Source organism: Streptomyces sp. NPDC006140 (assembly GCF_040628815.1).
Classification (GTDB): Bacteria; Actinomycetota; Actinomycetes; order Streptomycetales; family Streptomycetaceae; genus Streptomyces.
Genome location: NZ_JBEXTS010000011.1, coordinates 117117 through 134929, shown reverse-complemented (window position 1 = coordinate 134929; position 17813 = coordinate 117117). Strand labels below are relative to the sequence as shown.

The window sequence follows — 17813 nt, the reverse complement described above, 5'->3', positions numbered from 1 at the left end:
CCCACCCGCTCGCGCACACTCCTGGAGACAGCCATGCCCTTGGCGCCCCAGCGGGCCGACGTGCCCGTGACCATCGACGAGTCGAAGTGCATCGACGGCTGCACGCTCTGCGTGGACATGTGCCCGCTGGACTCCCTCGCCATCGACGAGCGCAACGGCAAGGCCTACATGCATGTCGACGAGTGCTGGTACTGCGGCCCGTGCGCGGCGCGCTGCCCCACCGGAGCCGTCACCGTCAACATGCCCTATCTGCTCCGGTGAGAGGCCCGAACCGTCATGTCCCGAACCACCCTGAAACGCACGGCGGTCGCCGGCTCCGCGGTCGTCCTCCTGCTCCCGCTCAGCGCCTGCGGCGGTGACGCCGAGGCCGGCAGCGGCTCCACGGTCACCGTCGGCTACCAGTCCCGGACGATCAACACCGTCACCGCGGGCACCCTGCTGCGCTCCCTCGGCTCCTTCGAGAAGCAGTTGAACGCCCTGCACGACGGCGTCCGCTACAAGGTGAGCTGGCAGGACTACGCCACCGGCGCCCCGATCACCGCCCAGATGACCGCCGGGAAGATCGACATCGGCTCGATGGGCGACTTCCCGCTGCTCATCAACGCGGCCCGCGGCAAGCAGCTCAACCGCCCCACCCGGCTGGTGTCGGTCACCGGCTACAACCTGCGCGGCGGCCTCAACACCATCGTCACCGCGCCCGGTTCGAAGCTGGCCTCGCTGGCGGACCTGACGGGCAGGAAGGTCTCCACCAGCGTCGGATCGGCCGCCGACGGCACCCTCGTACGGGCCCTGCGGCGCGCCGGCATCGACCCGGAACGCGGCATCGAGAAGCTCAACCAGCAGCCCGCCGTAGGCGCCTCGGCCCTCTCCGCGGGCAGTACGGACGCGCTGTCGCAGTTCGTCGCCTGGCCCGGCCTGCTCACCTACCAGGGCAAGGCGAAGGCGCTCTACGACGGCGCCCGGCTGAACCTGCCGACCTTCCACGGCGTCACCGCCCGGGAGGACTTCGCCGAGCGGCGCCCGGCCGTGCTGGAGGCGTTCCTGAAGGCGCAGGCGGAGGCGACCGACTACCTGAACGAGCACCCGGTGGACGCCGCCGAGAAGGTCGCGAAGGCGACGGGCCTGCCCGCCGAGGTCGTCTACCTCTACAACGGCGCTCACGGCATCGCCACCTTCGACCCGGCGATCAAGCCCCGGCTCGTGGCCGCCCTGAAGCAGGACGTGTCGATCCTGAAGTCGGCCAGGCTGACCGGCGACGTGGACGTCGACTCCTTCGTCGACGACCGGTACGTGAAGAAGGCCCTGGGACCGGCGGCGTACGCCGACCGGCTGGCCGCGCGGCCCGCACCGGCCGCGAGCGAGGCCTGGCCCAAGGGCGCCTCGAAAACCGTCACCTTCAACTCCCCCTCCGCACTGCTGCGCTACGTCGCCGGACACCGCGACGCCCTGCGCGCCGCCTACGTCCCCGACACCACCACCGGCACGCTCTGGTTCGCCGACAAGGCCGTGTGGGTGGCCGACGGCGGAAAGCTGCTGCCCTTCGTCGCTCCCGACACCGCGCGGGCCTACGTCGCCGGGCACGCCGGGGCGCGGGTCGTCTCCTACACCGACGCCCTGGAGCGGGCCTCATGAGGCGGTATGCGCTCCGCCTGGTCTCGCCGGCCGCCGCCCTCGGCCTGTGGCAGGCGCTGACCAGCTGGAACGTCGATCTGTGGCTGCGGTTCTCGCAGTTCCCGACGGTCGCCGACGTGGCCCGGGCCTTCGCCGCCCGGCTGTCCGGGCCGGACTACTGGACGGACCTCACCGACAGCCTCACCCGGATCCTCACCGGTTTCCTGCTGGCCGCCGTCCTGGGCGTGGCCACGGGCGTGCTCGTGGCGCGCTCGCGTCTCGCCGAGGACCTGCTCGGCCCGGTGCTGGAGGTGATCCGCCCGGTCCCGGCCATCGCCCTGGTTCCCGTCGCGATCCTGCTGTTCCCCTCCAACGAGCAGGGCATCGTCTTCATCACCTGCACCGCCGCCTTCTTCCCCGTCCTGGTCTCCACCCGGCACGCCGTGCGCGCGCTGACCCCCGTGTGGGAGGAGGCGGTGCTCACCATGGGCGGCGGACGGTGGCGGATCCTCTGCTCGGTCGTCCTGCCGGGCGCGCTGCCCGGCGTCTTCGGCGGTCTGTCCGTCGGCATCGGCGTCTCGTGGATCTGCGTGATCTCCGCCGAGATGATCTCCGGCCAGTACGGCGTCGGCTACCGCACCTGGCAGGACTACACCGTCGTCGACTACCCGGGCGTCTTCGTCGGCATGGCCACCATCGGCGTGCTCGGCTGGCTCACCTCCACGGCCGTGGAACTGCTGGGCCGCCGCCTCACGCGCTGGCTGCCGCGCACCGCCTACGAGACCGGTGCCCGGGCTCCCAGGTCCGCGCGGTCGGGCGGGGCCCGGCAGCCCGCCGGGTCCGGGCAGCCTGCTGGATCCGGTCAGCCCGCGCCGGCCGCGTCCACCGCCCTGCCCGACGGGGCCCGAGCCGAGGAGACACGTGATGAGCACCTCGTCTGAGACCGTGCTGAGCACCTCGCCCGGGACGGAAGCCGTCACCGCCGGAGCGCCGGTGCGCGGCACCCGGCTCGCCCTCGCCGGCGCCTCCCTCGGCCGCCCCGGCGCTCCCGCCCTGGACGGCGTCGACCTGGACGTCGCATCCGGCGAGATCCTCACCGTCGTCGGCCCGTCCGGCTGCGGCAAGTCGACCCTGCTGCGCACCCTGGCGGGCCTGCTCGCGCCGCTGGCCGGGCAGCTCACCCAGGACGGCCACCCGCTGACCGGCCCCGCGGCCGACCGCGCCCTGGTCTTCCAGGAGGACGCCCTGCTCCCCTGGCGCACCCTGCGCGCCAACGTCGAACTGCCGCTCGCCATCCGGGGCGTGCCCCGCGCCGAACGCCGGGCACAGGCCCAGGCCTGGCTGGAGCGGGTCGGACTCGGCCCGCAGGCCGGGCAGTTGCCGCACCGGGTCTCCGGCGGGCAGCGCCAGCGCGCCCAGCTGGCCCGCGCCCTGGCCGCACGCCCGCGCGCCGTCCTCATGGACGAGCCGTTCGGAGCGCTCGACGCGCAGACCCGCGCCGGCATGCAGGACCTGCTGGTGGAAGTGCTCCAGGGCACCGGCGCCACCGTCGTCTTCGTCACCCACGACGTGGACGAGGCGCTGTTCCTCGGCGACCGCGTCGCGCTGCTCGCCGCGGGCGGCCTCGCCGCCGTCCGGGACGTGCCCCGCCCCCGCGACCGGAGCGCGCACGACGACCCCGCGCGCCTGGCCCTGCGGCGCGACGTCCTCACCTCGCTCGGTACGTGAAAGGCACCCCGGTGACCACCTCCGTGAACCCCCCGGCGGACCCTGTCCTGGCCGTCCCCGCCCTCGCCGACGCCGAGGAGCTGACCTGCGACGTCCTCGTCATCGGCGGCGGCACCGCCGGCACCATGGCGGCCCTGACCGCCGCCGAGCACGGCGCGGACGTCCTGCTGCTGGAGAAGGCCCACGTCCGCCACTCCGGCGCGCTCGCCATGGGCATGGACGGCGTCAACAACGCGGTCATCCCCGGCCGCGCCGAACCGGACGACTACGTCGCCGAGATCACCCGCGCCAACGACGGCATCGTCGACCAGTCCACCGTCCGCCAGACCGCCACCCGCGGCTTCGCGATGGTGCAGCGGCTGGAGTCGTACGGCGTGAAGTTCGAGAAGGACGAGCACGGCGACTACGCGGTCCGCCAGGTGCACCGCTCCGGCTCCTATGTGCTGCCCATGCCGGAGGGCAAGGACGTCAAGAAGGTCCTCTACCGGCAGCTGCGGCGGCGCGAGATGCGGGAGCGGATCCGCATCGAGAACCGGGTGATGCCGGTGCGTGTCCTCACGGCGCGGGGGCGCGCTGTCGGGGCGGCCGGCTTCAACACCCGCACCGGGCAGTTCGTCCAGGTCCGCGCGGGCGCGGTCATCCTCGCCACCGGCGCCTGCGGCCGCCTCGGCCTGCCCGCCTCCGGCTACCTCTACGGCACCTACGAGAATCCCACCAACGCCGGTGACGGCTACGCCATGGCCTACCACGCCGGCGCCGAGCTCACCGGTATCGAGTGCTTCCAGATCAACCCGCTGATCAAGGACTACAACGGCCCGGCCTGCGCCTACGTCGCCAACCCCTTCGGCGGCTACCAGGTCAACCGGCACGGCGAACGCTTCGTCGACTCCGACTACTGGTCGGGCCAGATGATGGCCGAGTTCGCGGCGGAGGTGGCGTCCGACCGGGGCCCGGTCTACCTCAAGCTGAGCCACCTCCCCGAGGAGTCCGTCTCGGCCCTGGAGACGATCCTGCACTCCACCGAACGCCCCACCCGCGGCACCTTCCACTCCGGCCGCGGCCACGACTACCGCACCCACGACGTCGAGATGCACATCTCCGAGATCGGCCTCTGCGGCGGGCACTCCGCCTCCGGCGTCCGCGTGGACGACCACGCCCGCACCACCGTGCCCCGCCTGTACGCGGCAGGCGACCTGGCCTGTGTGCCGCACAACTACATGATCGGCGCGTTCGTCTTCGGTGACCTCGCGGGCGCGGACGCGTCCCGGTACACGGCCTACGAAGGGGAGCTGCCGGCCGACCAGCTGCGCGAGGCGCACGAGTTGATCTACCGCCCGCTGCGCAACCCCGACGGCCCGCCGCAGCCCCAGGTCGAATACAAGCTGCGCCGTTTCGTGAACGACTACGTCGCCCCGCCCAAGTCCGGTGCCCGGCTGTCGCTGGCCCTGGAGGCGTTCGAGCGGATGCGCGCCGACATCGCGGCGATGGGCGCCCGCACCCCGCACGAACTGATGCGCTGCGCCGAGGTCACCTTCATCCGCGACTGCGCGGAGATGGCCGCGCGCTCCTCCCTGGCCCGCACGGAGTCCCGCTGGGGTCTCTACCACGACCGGCTCGACCACCCCCGGCGTGACGACGCGTCCTGGTTCCATCACCTCGATCTGCACAAGTCCCCCTCTGGTGCGATGGAGTTCACGGCTCGTCCCGTGGCTCCCTATCTCGTTCCGGTCGACGGTTTCGATCCGGTCGGCGGCGCGTCCCGTCACCTCGGCGAGGTGCACGCCGAGGACGTCACGACGGCGGGGTCGCGCGATGTGGCACCGGTCGCGGCCCGGGCCGGGGTCGCGGAACCGGCCGAGGGAGCAGAGCCGGCCGAGGGCGCGGAGCCGGAGCGGACCGCGACGCCGCGCACCTCACCCACGTCTCCTCCCGGCGAGCGGTCCTCCGCCCGCCTCCTCGAACTCGTCGCCCTCGCCGACGAGGAACCCGAGCTCGACGCCCTCCGGCCGTACCTGACCGACCCCGCGCCCGCCATCCGGCGCGAGGCGGTCGCGGTGCTCACCGAGACGCTGCCGCCGGGGACGGGGCCCGCCCTCGCCACCGCCCTGCGGGACGACGCCGCCGAGGTCCGTGCCGCCGCGGCCGCGTCCCTGCGCGAGCTCGTCGAGACACTCCCGCCCGAGCCCGGTCTGCGCGACGGCCTCGCCGCCGCCCTCGCCGAGCCCGACCCCGTGGTCCGCGCCGCCGCGCTGGACGTCCTGCGCGCCCTGCGCCTCGGGGACACGGGTCTGTTCGCGGCCTCCCTGACCGACTCGGACATCGCCGTCCGGATCGAGGCCGTGCGCGCCCTGGTGTCGGTCGACGCCGCCGAAGCGCTGGCGGGCGCGGCGGCCGCCGACCCGTCCCGCGAGGTCCGGGTGGCGTTCGCCAAGGGGCTGGCCACGGTGGGGGCGGAGCGGCTGGGTGCCGGAGCGCTCCCGCGTGAGGACGACACGGTCGAGGCCGCCACGAGCGAGGCCGGCCAGATCGAGACCCGCCAGATCGAGACCCACACGATTGTGAACGCCCTCGCCGGGCTCCTCGACGACCCCGACGCCCTCGTCCGCGCGGCGGCCTACGGAGCACTGGGCACGACCGGTTGCCCGGGACCCCTCACCGCACGTGCCGTCGCCGCCCTGTCCGAGTCGGCCTGGCAGGTGCGGGCCGGTGCCGCCACGGCGCTGTCCGTCGCCGACCCGGACGTGGCCGTCCCCGCGCTCGCCAAGGCCCTGGCGGACTCCAACGCCGATGTCCGCAAGGCCGCCGTCCTGGCCCTGACCCGGCACGGAGCCTCCGCGGAGGCCCGGGCGGCCCTGGCCACGGCGACGACGGACTCCGACGCGGATGTCAGGGCGTACGCGGCGCGGGCGCTGTGACCTGACCCCCTCTCGGGCCGATGCACCCCGGCCGAGCCAGGAACCAGACGATCCGGCCGGGGGCCTGTCGAGCCACACGACCCGGCCGGGGTCCTGCCGAACCCGCGACCCGGCCGCCGCTGTGCCGAGCCACACGCCCCGGCCGAAGCCCGGCCCGGCCGCAAGGCCCGGCCGCAAGGCCCAGCCGCAGCCCGGCCTATATCCAGTCGTCGGGCTCCGGCTCCGCGTCCATCTCGGGCCAGTAGTCCGGCCCGCCGGTGTCCTGGCCGGGTCCACGACCCGGGGTCGGACCGGCCTCCGAAGCCGGGTCGGCCGCCGCAGCCGGGTCGGTCACCGGAGCCGCCCCGGGCCGTCCGCCCAAGGACGCCAGCACCTCCAGCACACCCTCCCCATACGTCGCGAGCTTCTTCTCGCCGACCCCGCTGATCCCGCCGAGTTCACGCACCGACGTCGGCCACACGGTGGCGATCTCCCTGAGCGTGGCGTCGTGGAAGATCACGTAGGCGGGGACGCCCTGCTCGCGGGCCTGCTCGGCGCGCCAGGCGCGCAGGGCCTCGAACGCCGGCAGCAGTTCCTCGGGCAGCTCGGCCGCGGCCGTCCTGGCCTTGCGCTCGCTCCGCCCGGAGCCGGAGGACGAGGAACCCGACCGGGAGGTCACCGGCTTCTTCGGCTCCTTGCGCAGCGGCACCTCGCGCTCCCGCCGCAGCACCGCCCCGCTGGCCTCGGTCAGCACCAGCGTGCCGTACTCGCCCTCGACCGCGAGCAGCCCTTGAGCCAGCAACTGCCGTATGACGCCCCGCCATTCGCCCTCGGTCAGGTCCTCGCCGATGCCGAAGACCGACAGCTGGTCGTGGTCGAACTGGATGACCTTGGCGGTGCGCTTGCCCAGCAGGATGTCGACGATCTGCACCGCGCCGAACTTCTGCCCGCGCTCCCGCTGCAGCCGTACCACCGTCGACAGGACCTTCTGCGCCGCGACCGTGCCGTCCCAGGTCTCCGGCGGGGTCAGGCAGGTGTCGCAGTTGCCGCAGTCGGCCGGGTCCGGGTCCTGGCCGAAGTAGGCGAGGAGCTGGCCCCGGCGGCACTGGGCCGTCTCGCACAGCGCCAGCATCGAGTCCAGGTGGGCCTGGGCCCGGCGCCGGAAGGCCTCGTCGCCCTCCCCGGACTGGATCAGCTTGCGCTGCTGTATGACGTCGTTCAGCCCGTAGGCCATCCAGGCCGTCGACGGCAGGCCGTCCCGCCCGGCCCGGCCCGTCTCCTGGTAGTAGCCCTCGACCGACTTGGGCAGGTCGAGGTGGGCGACGAAGCGGACGTCCGGCTTGTCGATGCCCATGCCGAAGGCGATGGTCGCCACCACGACCAGGCCCTCCTCCCGCAGGAAGCGGGACTGGTGGGCCGCGCGCGTCCCCGCGTCCAGGCCCGCGTGGTAGGGCACCGCCTCGATGCCGTTGCGGCTGAGGAACTCGGCGGTCTTCTCCACCGAGTTGCGCGACAGGCAGTAGACGATGCCCGCGTCGCCCGCGTGCTCCTCGCGCAGGAAGGCCAGCAGCTGCTTCTTCGGGTCGGCCTTGGGCACGATCCGGTACTGGATGTTGGGCCGGTCGAAGCTCGCCACGAAGTGACGGGCCGACGGCATGTTCAGCCGCTCGGTGATCTCCTGGTGCGTCGCACGCGTGGCCGTCGCCGTGAGCGCGATGCGCGGCACGTCCGGCCAGCGCTCGCCGAGCAGCGACAGCGCCAGGTAGTCGGGCCGGAAGTCGTGGCCCCACTGGGAGACGCAGTGCGCCTCGTCGATCGCGAAGACGGAGATCTTGCCGCGCGAGAGCAGATCGAGCGTGTTCTCCAGCCGCAGCCGCTCCGGCGCCAGGTACAGCAGGTCCAGCTCGCCGGCGAGGAACTCGGCCTCCACCATCCGGCGCTCGTCGAAGTCCTGCGTGGAGTTCATGAACCCGGCCCGCACGCCCAGTGCCCGCAGCGCGTCCACCTGGTCCTGCATCAGGGCGATGAGCGGGGAGACGACCACGCCCGTACCGGGCCTGACCAGGGACGGGATCTGGTAGCACAGCGACTTGCCGCCGCCGGTCGGCATGAGCACGACGGCGTCGCCGCCCGCGACCACGTGCTCGATGACCGCTTCCTGCTCGCCGCGGAAGGCCCCGTAACCGAAGACCCGGTGCAGCGCGGTCAGCGCCTCGCTCGCGTCGGCACCGAGGGGCCCGGCGGGGCCGCTGCCCGCACCGGCACCGGCCCCCGTCTCGGTCACCGCGTCCAGTTCCGTCATCACACTCGTCCCGCCCGTAGCGCCCATCGTTCCGTCCCCCGTGCGTCGCGCCTCGACCACTGCGTCCACCATAGGCGTCCGCACCGACAGCCCCGGAGTTATCCACAGGTCCCGCCCGGTGAGTGCGACGTGCCCACACTCGCGTTCGACTCAGCCCAACGGACGGCCCGCCTGGCACGCCCCCACCGGCGGGGCGATGCTGCTGACGCGGGCCGGGTGGGGATCACACCCCCTGTCCGCGCTTTCCCCCACCGGGCGCCAGCGCGCCCTCACGACGGGCGCCCTCCCGCGGGCGCCCCTCTCCGCAAGGAGCGACTCGACATGTCCCCCCTCAAGGCCGCCTGCGCCCTCGCCCTGACCACCGCGCTCGCCCTCACCGCCGCTCCCGCCCAGGCCGCCGGACACGGCCACGACTCGGAGCCCGAGCTCGTGCAGACCTACGCCGCCACGCGCCACTACCAGCACGTGAAGCGCGCGGTCAGAGACGACTACCTCCCCGCCGGCCCGTGCACCGCCCTGCCCGGAGAGGGCGCCATGGGCTACCACTACATCAAGCAGCGGCTCATCAACTCCACCGATCCGGTGAAGCCCGCCGCGGTCGTCTACCACAAGGACAAGCAGGGCCGGCTGCGCGCCGGAGCCGTGGAGTGGATCGTCCGTGACGCCGACCAGAAGGTGGAGACGGACTGGGACCGCCCGGTGATGTTCGGCGACCGGCACTTCGACGGGCCGGAGGAGATCCCCGGTCTGGGCGTCGTCTACACGCTGCACGCCTGGATCTTCAAGGACAACCCCAGGGGCGTGTTCCACCCCTGGAACCCCAGGGTGCAGTGCCCCTGACCCGTACACGCGAAGGGACCCGGCCCTCCGAGGAGAGACCGGGTCCCACACGCACGCGGGGCGTCAGCGGACGAACACGCCCGCCTGCCCCGCCAGGTCCAGGAAGTACTGCGGCGCCACACCGAGCACCAGCGTGACCGCCACACCCACCCCGATCGCCGTCATCGTCAGCGGCGACGGCACGGCCACCGTCGGGCCCTCGGGCCGCGGCTCGCTGAAGAACATCAGCACGATGACGCGGATGTAGAAGAACGCCGCGATCGCCGACGAGATCACACCGATGACGACGAGCGGGGCGGCCCCGCCCTCCGCCGCCGCCTTGAACACGGCGAACTTCCCGGCGAAGCCGGACGTCAGCGGAATGCCCGCGAAGGCCAGCAGGAACACCGCGAACACCGCCGCCACCAGCGGGGACCTGCGTCCGAGCCCCGCCCACTTGGACAGGTGCGTCGCCTCACCGCCCGCGTCACGCACGAGCGTGACCACCGCGAAGGCGCCGATCGTCACGAACGAGTAGGCCGCCAGGTAGAACAGCACCGACGAGACGCCGTCGGGCGTGGTCGCGATGACACCCGCGAGGATGAACCCGGCGTGCGCGATCGACGAGTACGCCAGCAGCCGCTTGATGTCGGTCTGCGTGATCGCGACGATCGCACCGCCCAGCATGGTGACGATCGCCACGGCCCACATCACCGGCCGCCAGTCCCAGCGCAGCCCCGGCAGGACGACGTACAGCACCCGCAGCAGCGCGCCGAACGCCGCCACCTTCGTCGCCGCCGCCATGAAGCCGGTCACCGGGGTCGGCGCGCCCTGGTACACGTCCGGCGTCCACATGTGGAACGGCACCGCGCCCACCTTGAACAGCAGGCCCATCACCAGCAGCGCGGCGCCGACCAGCAGCAGCGCGTCGTTGCCCATGGTGTCGGCGAGCGCCGGGTTGACGTCCTGCACGGTGCCGTCGACGACCTGCGCGATCGTCGCGTACGACATCGAGCCCGCGTAGCCGTACAGCAGCGCGATGCCGAACAGGGTGAACGCGGAGGCGAAGGCGCCGAGCAGGAAGTACTTGACCGCCGCCTCCTGCGACATCAGCCGCTTGCGGCGGGCCAGGGCGCACAGCAGGTACAGCGGGAGGGAGAAGACCTCCAGCGCCACGAACAGCGTCAGCAGGTCGTTGGCCGCCGGGAAGATCAGCATGCCGGCGACGGCGAACAGCAGCAGCGGGAACACCTCGGTGGTGGTGAACCCGGCCTTGACCGCCGCCTTCTCGCTCTCGCTGCCCGGCACGGACGCGGCCTGCGCGGCGAAGGAGTCGACCCGGTTGCCGTGCACCACCGGGTCCAGGCGCCGCTCGGCGAAGGTGAACAGGCCGACCAGGGCCGCCAGCAGGATCGTGCCCTGGAGGAAGAGGGCCGGTCCGTCGACCGCGATCGCGCCCATCGCCGCGATGCGTGCCTTGGTCGTGCCGTATCCGTCGGCCGCGAGGGCGACGACCGCGGCGAAGGCGGCCGCGAGCGCGACGACGGACACGAACATCTGGACGTAGTAACGGGATTTGCGCGGTACGAACGCCTCGATCAGGATCCCGATGATCGCCGCACCGACGACGATCAGGGTGGGCGCCAGCTGTCCGTACTCGAACTTCGGCGCGTCGATCTTGGTGATCGGCTCGGCCGCGTTTGTCCACAGGCTGTGGACGGCTGTTGCGCTCACTTGGCCGCCTCCACCTCGGGCTGGGGGTCCTTCTTCTGTACGTCGGACATGGTCTGCTTGACCGCCGGGTCGATGATCTGCGTGACGGGCTTCGGGTAGACGCCCAGGAAGATCAGCAGGACGATCAGCGGGGCGACCACCACGAGTTCCCGCACCTTGAGATCCGGCATCGCACTGACCTGCGGTTTCACCGGGCCCGTCATCGTCCGCTGGTAGAGGACGAGGGTGTAGAGCGCGGCGAGGACGATGCCGAAGGTGGCGATGATGCCGATCACCGGGTAGCGCGTGAACGTGCCGACCAGGACCAGGAACTCACTCACGAACGGCGCGAGACCCGGCAGGGAGAGCGTCGCGAGGCTGCCGATCAGGAACGTGCCGGCGAGCACCGGGGCGACCTTCTGCACTCCGCCGTAGTCGGCGATGAGCCGCGAGCCGCGCCGGGAGATCAGGAAGCCCGCGACCAGCATCAGCGCGGCCGTCGAGATGCCGTGGTTGATCATGTAGAGCGTCGCCCCGGACTGGCCCTGGCTGGTCATCGCGAAGATGCCCATGATGATGAAGCCGAAGTGGGAGATCGACGCGTAGGCGATCAGCCGCTTGATGTCGCGCTGGCCTACCGCGAGCAGCGCCCCGTAGATGATGCTGATCAGGGCGAGGACGAGGATCGCGGGCGTCGCCCACTGGCTGGCCTCCGGGAAGAGCTGGAGGCAGAAGCGGAGCATCGCGAAGGTGCCGACCTTGTCGACGACCGCCGTGATGAGGACCGCGACGGGAGCCGTGGACTCCTGCATCGCGTTGGGCAGCCAGGTGTGCAGCGGCCACAGCGGCGCCTTCACCGCGAAGGCGAAGAAGAAGCCCAGGAACAGCCACCGCTCGGTGCTGGTCGCCATGTCCAGCGAGCCGTTGGCCCGGGCCTCGGCGATCTCCTGGAGCGAGAAGTTCCCGGCGACCACGTACAGGCCGATCACCGCGGCCAGCATGATCAGGCCGCCGACCAGGTTGTAGAGGAGGAACTTCACCGCGGCGTAGGAGCGTTGCGTCGCCGCCGCCTTCTCGCCGTGCTCGTGGGCACGGTCCCCGAAGCCGCCGATGAGGAAGTACATCGGGATGAGCATGGCTTCGAAGAAGATGTAGAAGAGGAAGACGTCGGTGGCCTCGAAGGAGAGGATCACCATCGCCTCGACGGCCAGGATCAGGGCGAAGAAGCCCTGCGTCGGCCGCCACCGGCTGCTGCCGGTCTCCAGCGGGTCGGCGTCGTGCCAGCCCGCGAGGATGATGAACGGGATCAGCAGCGCCGTGAGCCCGATCAGCGCCACCCCGATGCCGTCCACGCCCAGTTCGTAGCGGACGCCGAAGTCGGCGATCCAGGCGTGGGACTCGGTGAGCTGGTAGCGGTCGCCGTCCGGGTCGAAGCGGACCAGGACGACGATCGCCAGGACGAGCGTGGCGAGCGAGAAGAGCAGCGCCAGCCACTTGGCGGCGGTGCGCCGCGCGGCCGGTACGGCGGCCGTGGCGATCGCCCCGACGGCCGGGAGCGCCGCTGTCGCTGTCAGCAGAGGAAAGGACATCGGTATCAGACCGCCCTCATCAGCAGGGTCGCGGCGACGATGACCGCCGCGCCGCCGAACATCGAGACCGCGTAGGAGCGGGCGAAGCCGTTCTGCAGCCTGCGCATCCGCCCGGAGAGGCCGCCGACCGAGGCCGCCGTGCCGTTGACGACGCCGTCGACCAGGGTGTGGTCGACGTAGACCAGGGACCGCGTGAGGTGCTCGCCGCCGCGGACCAGGACGACGTGGTTGAAGTCGTCCTGGAGCAGGTCGCGCCGGGCGGCCCGGGTGAGCAGCGAGCCGCGCGGGGCGACGGCCGGGACCGGGCGGCGGCCGTACTGCGACCAGGCGAGGGCGACGCCTAGGACCATGACGGCGACCGTGGACAGCGTGACCGTGAGGGCGCTGATCGGCGGGTGGCCGTGGTCGTGGCCGGTGATCGGCTCCAGCCAGTGCATGAAGCGGTCGCCGATGCTGAAGAACGCGCCGCCGGCCACCGACCCGACGGCCAGCACGATCATGGGGATCGTCATGACCTTGGGCGACTCGTGCGGGTGCGGCGGGGTGTACTCGCCGCGCGTCTCGGCGGCGGGCTCCACGTCCGGCTCGGCCGGGGACGGCGTCGGGGCGTGGCGCCAGCGCTCCTCGCCGAAGAAGGTCATCAGCATCACGCGCGTCATGTAGTACGCCGTGATGGCCGCGCCGAGCAGGGCGCAGGCCCCGAGGATCCAGCCCTCGGTACCGCCCTTGGCGAACGCCGCCTCGATGATCTTGTCCTTGGAGAAGAAGCCGGACAGGCCCGGGAAGCCGATGATCGCCAGGTAGCCGAGGCCGAAGGTGACGAAGGTGACCGGCATGTACTTGCGCAGGCCGCCGTACCTGCGCATGTCGACCTCGTCGTTCATGCCGTGCATGACCGAACCGGCGCCGAGGAACAGCCCGGCCTTGAAGAAGCCGTGCGTCACCAGGTGCATGATCGCGAAGACGTAGCCGATGGGGCCGAGGCCCGCGGCGAGGATCATGTAGCCGATCTGCGACATGGTCGAGCCGGCCAGGGCCTTCTTGATGTCGTCCTTCGCGCAACCGACGATCGCACCGAACAGGAGCGTGACCGCGCCGACGATCGTGACGACCAACTGCGCGTCGGGTGCGCCGTTGAAGATGGCTCCGGAGCGGACGATCAGGTAGACGCCCGCGGTCACCATCGTCGCGGCGTGGATGAGGGCCGAGACCGGGGTGGGGCCCTCCATCGCGTCCCCGAGCCAGGACTGCAGCGGCACCTGGGCGGACTTGCCGCAGGCGGCGAGCAGCAGCATCAGGGCGATCGCGGTCAGCTTGTCCTCACCGGCGGCACCGGCGAGTCCGGCCTCCCCGTGGCTGCCGAGCACCGGCCCGAAGGCGAAGGTCCCGAACCACAGGAACATCAGCATGATCGCGATGGACAGGCCCATGTCGCCGACGCGGTTGACCAGGAAGGCCTTCTTCGCGGCCGTGGCGGCGCTGGGCTTGTGCTGCCAGAAGCCGATCAGCAGGTAGGAGGCGAGACCGACGCCCTCCCAGCCGACGTACAGCAGCAGGTAGTTGTCGGCGAGGACGAGGATCAGCATCGCCGCGAGGAACAGGTTCAGATAGCCGAAGAAGCGGCGGCGCCGCTCGTCGTGCTCCATGTAGCCGACGGAGTACAGGTGGATCAGCGATCCGACGCCCGTGATCAGCAGCACGAACGTCATGGACAGCTGGTCCAGGCGGAAGGCGACGTCCGCCTGGAAGCCCTCGACCGGGATCCAGCTGAACAGGTGCTGGCCCATGACGCGGTGTTCGGCGTCCTGGCCCAGCATGTCGGTGAACAGGACGAGACCGAGCACGAAGGAGACGGCCGCGAGCAGCGTGCCGATCCAGTGGCCGACGGCGTCCAGTCGGCGTCCGCCGCACAGCAGGACCGCCGCTCCGAGCAGGGGCGCCGCCACCAGCAGCGCAATGAGGTTCTCCACGATTCTTCCGACCCCTTACAGCTTCATCAGGCTGGCGTCGTCGACCGAGGCCGAGTGGCGGGCGCGGAACAGCGACACGATGATCGCGAGCCCGACCACGACCTCCGCGGCGGCGACGACCATCGTGAAGAAGGCGATGATCTGGCCGTCGAGGTTGCCGTGCATCCGGGAGAAGGCGACGAACGCGAGGTTGCAGGCGTTGAGCATGAGCTCGATGCACATGAACACCACGATCGCGTTGCGCCTGATCAGCACGCCGGTGGCGCCGATCGTGAACAGCAGGGCCGCGAGATAGAGGTAGTTGACGGGGTTCACTTCGACGCCTCCTCGGGCCGCTTGAACGTGGCCGGCTCGATGGCCTTCCGCTCCAGGCGCTCCTCGGCACGCTGCTCCAGGGCCTTGAGGTCGTTGAGCGCCTCCTGCGACACGTCCCGGACCTGGCCCCGCTCGCGCAGGGTCTTGCTGACCGTGAGGTCGGAGGGGGTGCCGTCGGGCAGCAGGCCCGCGATGTCGACCGCGTTGTGCCGGGCGTAGACACCAGGGGCCGGCAGGGGCGGCAGTTGCTTGCCCGCGCGGACCCGCTCCTCGGAGAGTTCGCGCTGCGTCTTGGCGCGCTCGGTGCGCTCGCGGTGGGTGAGCACCATGGCGCCGACGGCGGCCGTGATGAGCAGGGCGCCGGTGATCTCGAACGCGAAGACGTACCGGGTGAAGAGGAGGGCGGCGATGCCCTCCACGTTGCCGCCGGCGTTCGCCTGGCCGATGCCGTTGAACTCCTTCAGGGAGGCGTTGCCGATCCCGGCGATCAGCAGGACGCCGAAGCCGAGTCCGCACAGCAGGGCGAGCCAGCGCTGGCCCTTGATGGTCTCCTTCAGGGAGTCCGCCGCGGTGACGCCGACGAGCATCACCACGAACAGGAACAGCATCATGATCGCGCCGGTGTAGACGACGATCTGGACGACGCCCAGGAAGTAGGCGCCGTTGGCGAGGTAGAACACCGCCAGGATGATCATGGTCCCGGCGAGGCAGAGGGCGCTGTGCACGGCCCTCTTCATGAGGATGGTGCACAGGGCGCCGATCACCGCGACCGTGCCGAGGATCCAGAACTGGACGGCCTCTCCGGTGGAGGTGGAGTAGGCGGCGAGCTGGGTGGTCATCGGCCGATCACCTTCTCCGACGCCGGTTCCGTCCCGCCGAAGGTCGAGTCGGCCTCCTGCACCACCTCGCCCTTGGAGTGGGCGACCTGGCGCTCCGTACCGGGGGCGGCCTCGGTCACCAGGCCCCGGTAGTAGTCCTGTTCGTCCGTGCCCGGGTAGATGGCGTGGGGCGTGTCGACCATGCCCTCCTCAAGACCGGCGAGCAGCTGCTCCTTGGTGTAGATGAGGTTGGCGCGGCTGGAGTCGGCCAGCTCGAACTCGTTCGTCATCGTCAGCGCGCGCGTGGGGCACGCCTCGATGCACAGGCCGCACAGGATGCAGCGGGCGTAGTTGATCTGGTAGACGCGGCCGTACCGCTCGCCCGGCGAGTAGCGCTCCTCGTCGGTGTTGTCCGCGCCCTCGACGTAGATGGCGTCGGCGGGGCAGGCCCAGGCGCACAGCTCGCAGCCGACGCACTTCTCCAGGCCGTCCGGATGGCGGTTGAGCTGGTGCCGTCCGTGGAAGCGGGGAGCCGTGGTCTTCTGCTGCTCCGGGTACTGCTCGGTCAGCCGCTTCTTGAACATGGCCTTGAAGGTCACGCCGAAGCCGGCCACCGGGTTCATGAAACCGGGCTTGGTGTCCTTCGGTTCCTCGGCCTGTGAACGCTCGAGTTCCTCAGCCATCGGACGCCTCCTTTCCATCCGTAGATCCGCCCAGAGGTCCGTCACTCTGAGTATCGAGGCCACCACTGACAATCAGCTCCCGCTCACGGCGCGAGCGGCGTCGCGGGACGGGCGGAAGTTCCTGCCCCGGCAGGGGCGGTACGGGGAATCCGCCCGCCATCGGGTCGAAGGCGGCCGGGGTCTCGGCCGGCGGTTCGGCCTGCTTCGCCTTCTCGCGGAACATGTCGGCGACGAAGGAGAGCAGCAGCACGGCGAGGACGCCGCCGCCGACGTAGAGGGCGATGTCGGCGAAGTCGTAGCCCTCGTTCCGGAAGGCGCGGACGCTCGCGACGAGCATCAGCCACACCAGCGAGACCGGGATGAGGACCTTCCAGCCGAGCTTCATCAGCTGGTCGTAGCGGACGCGCGGGAGGGTGCCGCGGATCCAGATGAACATGAACAGCAGCAGCTGCACCTTGACGGTGAACCACAGCAGCGGCCACCAGCCGTGGTTGGCGCCCTCCCAGAAGGTGCTGATGGGCCAGGGAGCCCGCCAGCCGCCGAGGAAGAGCGTGGTGGCGACGGCCGAGACGGTCACCATGTTGACGTACTCGGCGAGCATGAACATCGCGAACTTGATCGACGAGTACTCGGTGTTGAAGCCGCCGACCAGGTCGCCCTCGGACTCCGGCATGTCGAAGGGGGCGCGGTTGGTCTCGCCGACCATCGTGACGATGTAGATGACGAAGGAGACCGGCAGCAGCAGGATGTACCAGCGGTCGGTCTGCTGCTCGACGATCGTCGACGTCGACATCGACCCCGAGTAGAGGAACACGGAGGCGAAGGCGGCGCCCATCGCGATCTCGTAGGAGATCATCTGCGCGCAGGAGCGCAGGCCGCCCAGCAGCGGGTAGGTAGAGCCGGAGCTCCAGCCCGCCAGCACGATGCCGTAGATGCCGACCGAGGCGACCGCGAGGATGTAGAGCATCGCGATCGGCAGGTCGGTGAGCTGCATCGTGGTGCGGTGGCCGAAGATCGAGATCTCGTTGCCGGCCGGGCCGAAGGGGATCACCGCGATCGCCATGAAGGCCGGGATGGCCGCGACGATCGGCGCGAGGACGTACACCGCCTTGTCCGCGCGCTTGACGACGACGTCCTCCTTCAGCATCAGCTTGATGCCGTCGGCGAGCGACTGGAGCATGCCCCAGGGGCCGTGCCGGTTGGGGCCGATGCGCAGCTGCATCCAGGCGACGACCTTGCGCTCCATGACGATGGAGACGAGCACGGTCACCATCAGGAAGGCGAAGCAGAACACCGCCTTGATGACGACCAGCCACCAGGGGTCGGTGCCGAACATCGAGAGGTCTTCAGCGGCGAGGTACGGACTCATGC

Annotated in this window: 14 protein-coding genes; 6 read left to right on the top strand and 8 right to left on the bottom strand. The window is 71.1% G+C overall.

Features of this window, described 5'->3' with window-relative positions; genetic code table 11:
• Positions 1–33: 33 nt before the first annotated feature.
• From ABZ386_RS26940 to ABZ386_RS26920, 5 genes are read left to right on the top strand one after another with little or no spacing between them, the layout of a single operon-like run.
• Positions 34–261, top strand: coding sequence for a ferredoxin family protein (locus tag ABZ386_RS26940; RefSeq protein ID WP_003992261.1), 228 nt, complete (start codon positions 34–36; stop codon positions 259–261).
• Positions 262–291: 30 nt separating this feature from the next.
• A complete protein-coding gene (locus ABZ386_RS26935) occupies positions 292–1632 on the top strand; it encodes an ABC transporter substrate-binding protein (RefSeq protein ID WP_358966317.1) in 1341 nt (446 codons plus the stop codon).
• Complete coding sequence (locus ABZ386_RS26930; RefSeq protein WP_358966190.1) at positions 1629–2552, top strand: ABC transporter permease; 924 nt, start codon at positions 1629–1631, stop codon at positions 2550–2552. The genes ABZ386_RS26935 and ABZ386_RS26930 overlap by 4 nt, the downstream gene beginning before the upstream one ends.
• On the top strand, positions 2536–3339 hold the full coding sequence (locus tag ABZ386_RS26925) for an ABC transporter ATP-binding protein (RefSeq protein WP_356614536.1): 804 nt from the start codon (positions 2536–2538) through the stop codon (positions 3337–3339). Before ABZ386_RS26930 ends, ABZ386_RS26925 begins: the two co-directional genes overlap by 17 nt.
• Positions 3340–3386: 47 nt before the next feature.
• Complete coding sequence (locus ABZ386_RS26920) at positions 3387–6254, top strand: fumarate reductase/succinate dehydrogenase flavoprotein subunit (protein WP_358966315.1); 2868 nt, start codon at positions 3387–3389, stop codon at positions 6252–6254.
• A 196-nt stretch (positions 6255–6450) separates the two neighbouring features.
• On the opposite strand, the gene recQ is transcribed toward ABZ386_RS26920, so the two are convergent.
• Positions 6451–8535 carry a DNA helicase RecQ gene (gene recQ, locus ABZ386_RS26915; protein ID WP_358966187.1) on the bottom strand — a complete coding sequence of 695 codons (2085 nt, stop codon included), beginning with the start codon at positions 8533–8535 and terminating at the stop codon, positions 6451–6453.
• 321 nt (positions 8536–8856) lie between these two features.
• Between recQ and ABZ386_RS26910 the strand changes: the two genes are divergently transcribed.
• Positions 8857–9375 carry a hypothetical protein gene (locus ABZ386_RS26910; protein ID WP_351337790.1) on the top strand — a complete coding sequence of 173 codons (519 nt, stop codon included), beginning with the start codon at positions 8857–8859 and terminating at the stop codon, positions 9373–9375.
• Between the two features lie 63 nt (positions 9376–9438).
• Here ABZ386_RS26910 and nuoN read toward each other — a convergent pair whose 3' ends face one another.
• From nuoN to nuoH, 7 genes are read right to left on the bottom strand one after another with little or no spacing between them, the layout of a single operon-like run.
• Positions 9439–11088, bottom strand: coding sequence for an NADH-quinone oxidoreductase subunit NuoN (nuoN, locus tag ABZ386_RS26905; RefSeq protein ID WP_351337793.1), 1650 nt, complete (start codon positions 11086–11088; stop codon positions 9439–9441).
• Entirely contained in the window at positions 11085–12656 is a 1572-nt protein-coding gene (locus ABZ386_RS26900; protein ID WP_355721517.1) for an NADH-quinone oxidoreductase subunit M, read from the bottom strand. Before ABZ386_RS26900 ends, nuoN begins: the two co-directional genes overlap by 4 nt.
• Positions 12657–12661: 5 nt before the next feature.
• Positions 12662–14626, bottom strand: a complete 1965-nt coding sequence (gene nuoL, locus ABZ386_RS26895) for an NADH-quinone oxidoreductase subunit L (protein ID WP_351337799.1) — start codon at positions 14624–14626, stop codon at positions 12662–12664.
• Positions 14627–14641: 15 nt separating this feature from the next.
• Positions 14642–14941 carry an NADH-quinone oxidoreductase subunit NuoK gene (gene nuoK / locus ABZ386_RS26890; protein WP_003992252.1) on the bottom strand — a complete coding sequence of 100 codons (300 nt, stop codon included), beginning with the start codon at positions 14939–14941 and terminating at the stop codon, positions 14642–14644.
• Positions 14938–15780 (bottom strand): NADH-quinone oxidoreductase subunit J, encoded by an 843-nt coding sequence (locus tag ABZ386_RS26885; RefSeq protein ID WP_356502683.1) that lies wholly within the window; start codon positions 15778–15780, stop codon positions 14938–14940. The genes nuoK and ABZ386_RS26885 overlap by 4 nt, the downstream gene beginning before the upstream one ends.
• Positions 15777–16442 carry an NADH-quinone oxidoreductase subunit NuoI gene (gene nuoI, locus ABZ386_RS26880; protein WP_114254704.1) on the bottom strand — a complete coding sequence of 222 codons (666 nt, stop codon included), beginning with the start codon at positions 16440–16442 and terminating at the stop codon, positions 15777–15779. The genes ABZ386_RS26885 and nuoI overlap by 4 nt, the downstream gene beginning before the upstream one ends.
• Positions 16435–17811 (bottom strand): NADH-quinone oxidoreductase subunit NuoH, encoded by a 1377-nt coding sequence (gene nuoH / locus ABZ386_RS26875; RefSeq protein ID WP_358966184.1) that lies wholly within the window; start codon positions 17809–17811, stop codon positions 16435–16437. The genes nuoI and nuoH overlap by 8 nt, the downstream gene beginning before the upstream one ends.
• Positions 17812–17813 lie beyond the last annotated feature (2 nt).

Bases quoted from the DNA above. Each gene is read 5' to 3' on its own strand.
- nuoH (WP_358966184.1), bottom strand. From the start codon at position 17,811: ATGAGTCCGTACCTCGCCGCTGAAGACCTCTCGATGTTCGGCACCGAC.
- ABZ386_RS26910 (WP_351337790.1), top strand. From the start codon at position 8,857: ATGTCCCCCCTCAAGGCCGCCTGCGCCCTCGCCCTGACCACCGCGCTC.
- recQ (WP_358966187.1), bottom strand. From the start codon at position 8,535: ATGACGGAACTGGACGCGGTGACCGAGACGGGGGCCGGTGCCGGTGCG.
- nuoI (WP_114254704.1), bottom strand. From the start codon at position 16,442: ATGGCTGAGGAACTCGAGCGTTCACAGGCCGAGGAACCGAAGGACACC.
- ABZ386_RS26900 (WP_355721517.1), bottom strand. From the start codon at position 12,656: ATGTCCTTTCCTCTGCTGACAGCGACAGCGGCGCTCCCGGCCGTCGGG.
- ABZ386_RS26925 (WP_356614536.1), top strand. From the start codon at position 2,536: ATGAGCACCTCGTCTGAGACCGTGCTGAGCACCTCGCCCGGGACGGAA.
- ABZ386_RS26885 (WP_356502683.1), bottom strand. From the start codon at position 15,780: ATGACCACCCAGCTCGCCGCCTACTCCACCTCCACCGGAGAGGCCGTC.
- ABZ386_RS26940 (WP_003992261.1), top strand. From the start codon at position 34: ATGCCCTTGGCGCCCCAGCGGGCCGACGTGCCCGTGACCATCGACGAG.
- ABZ386_RS26930 (WP_358966190.1), top strand. From the start codon at position 1,629: ATGAGGCGGTATGCGCTCCGCCTGGTCTCGCCGGCCGCCGCCCTCGGC.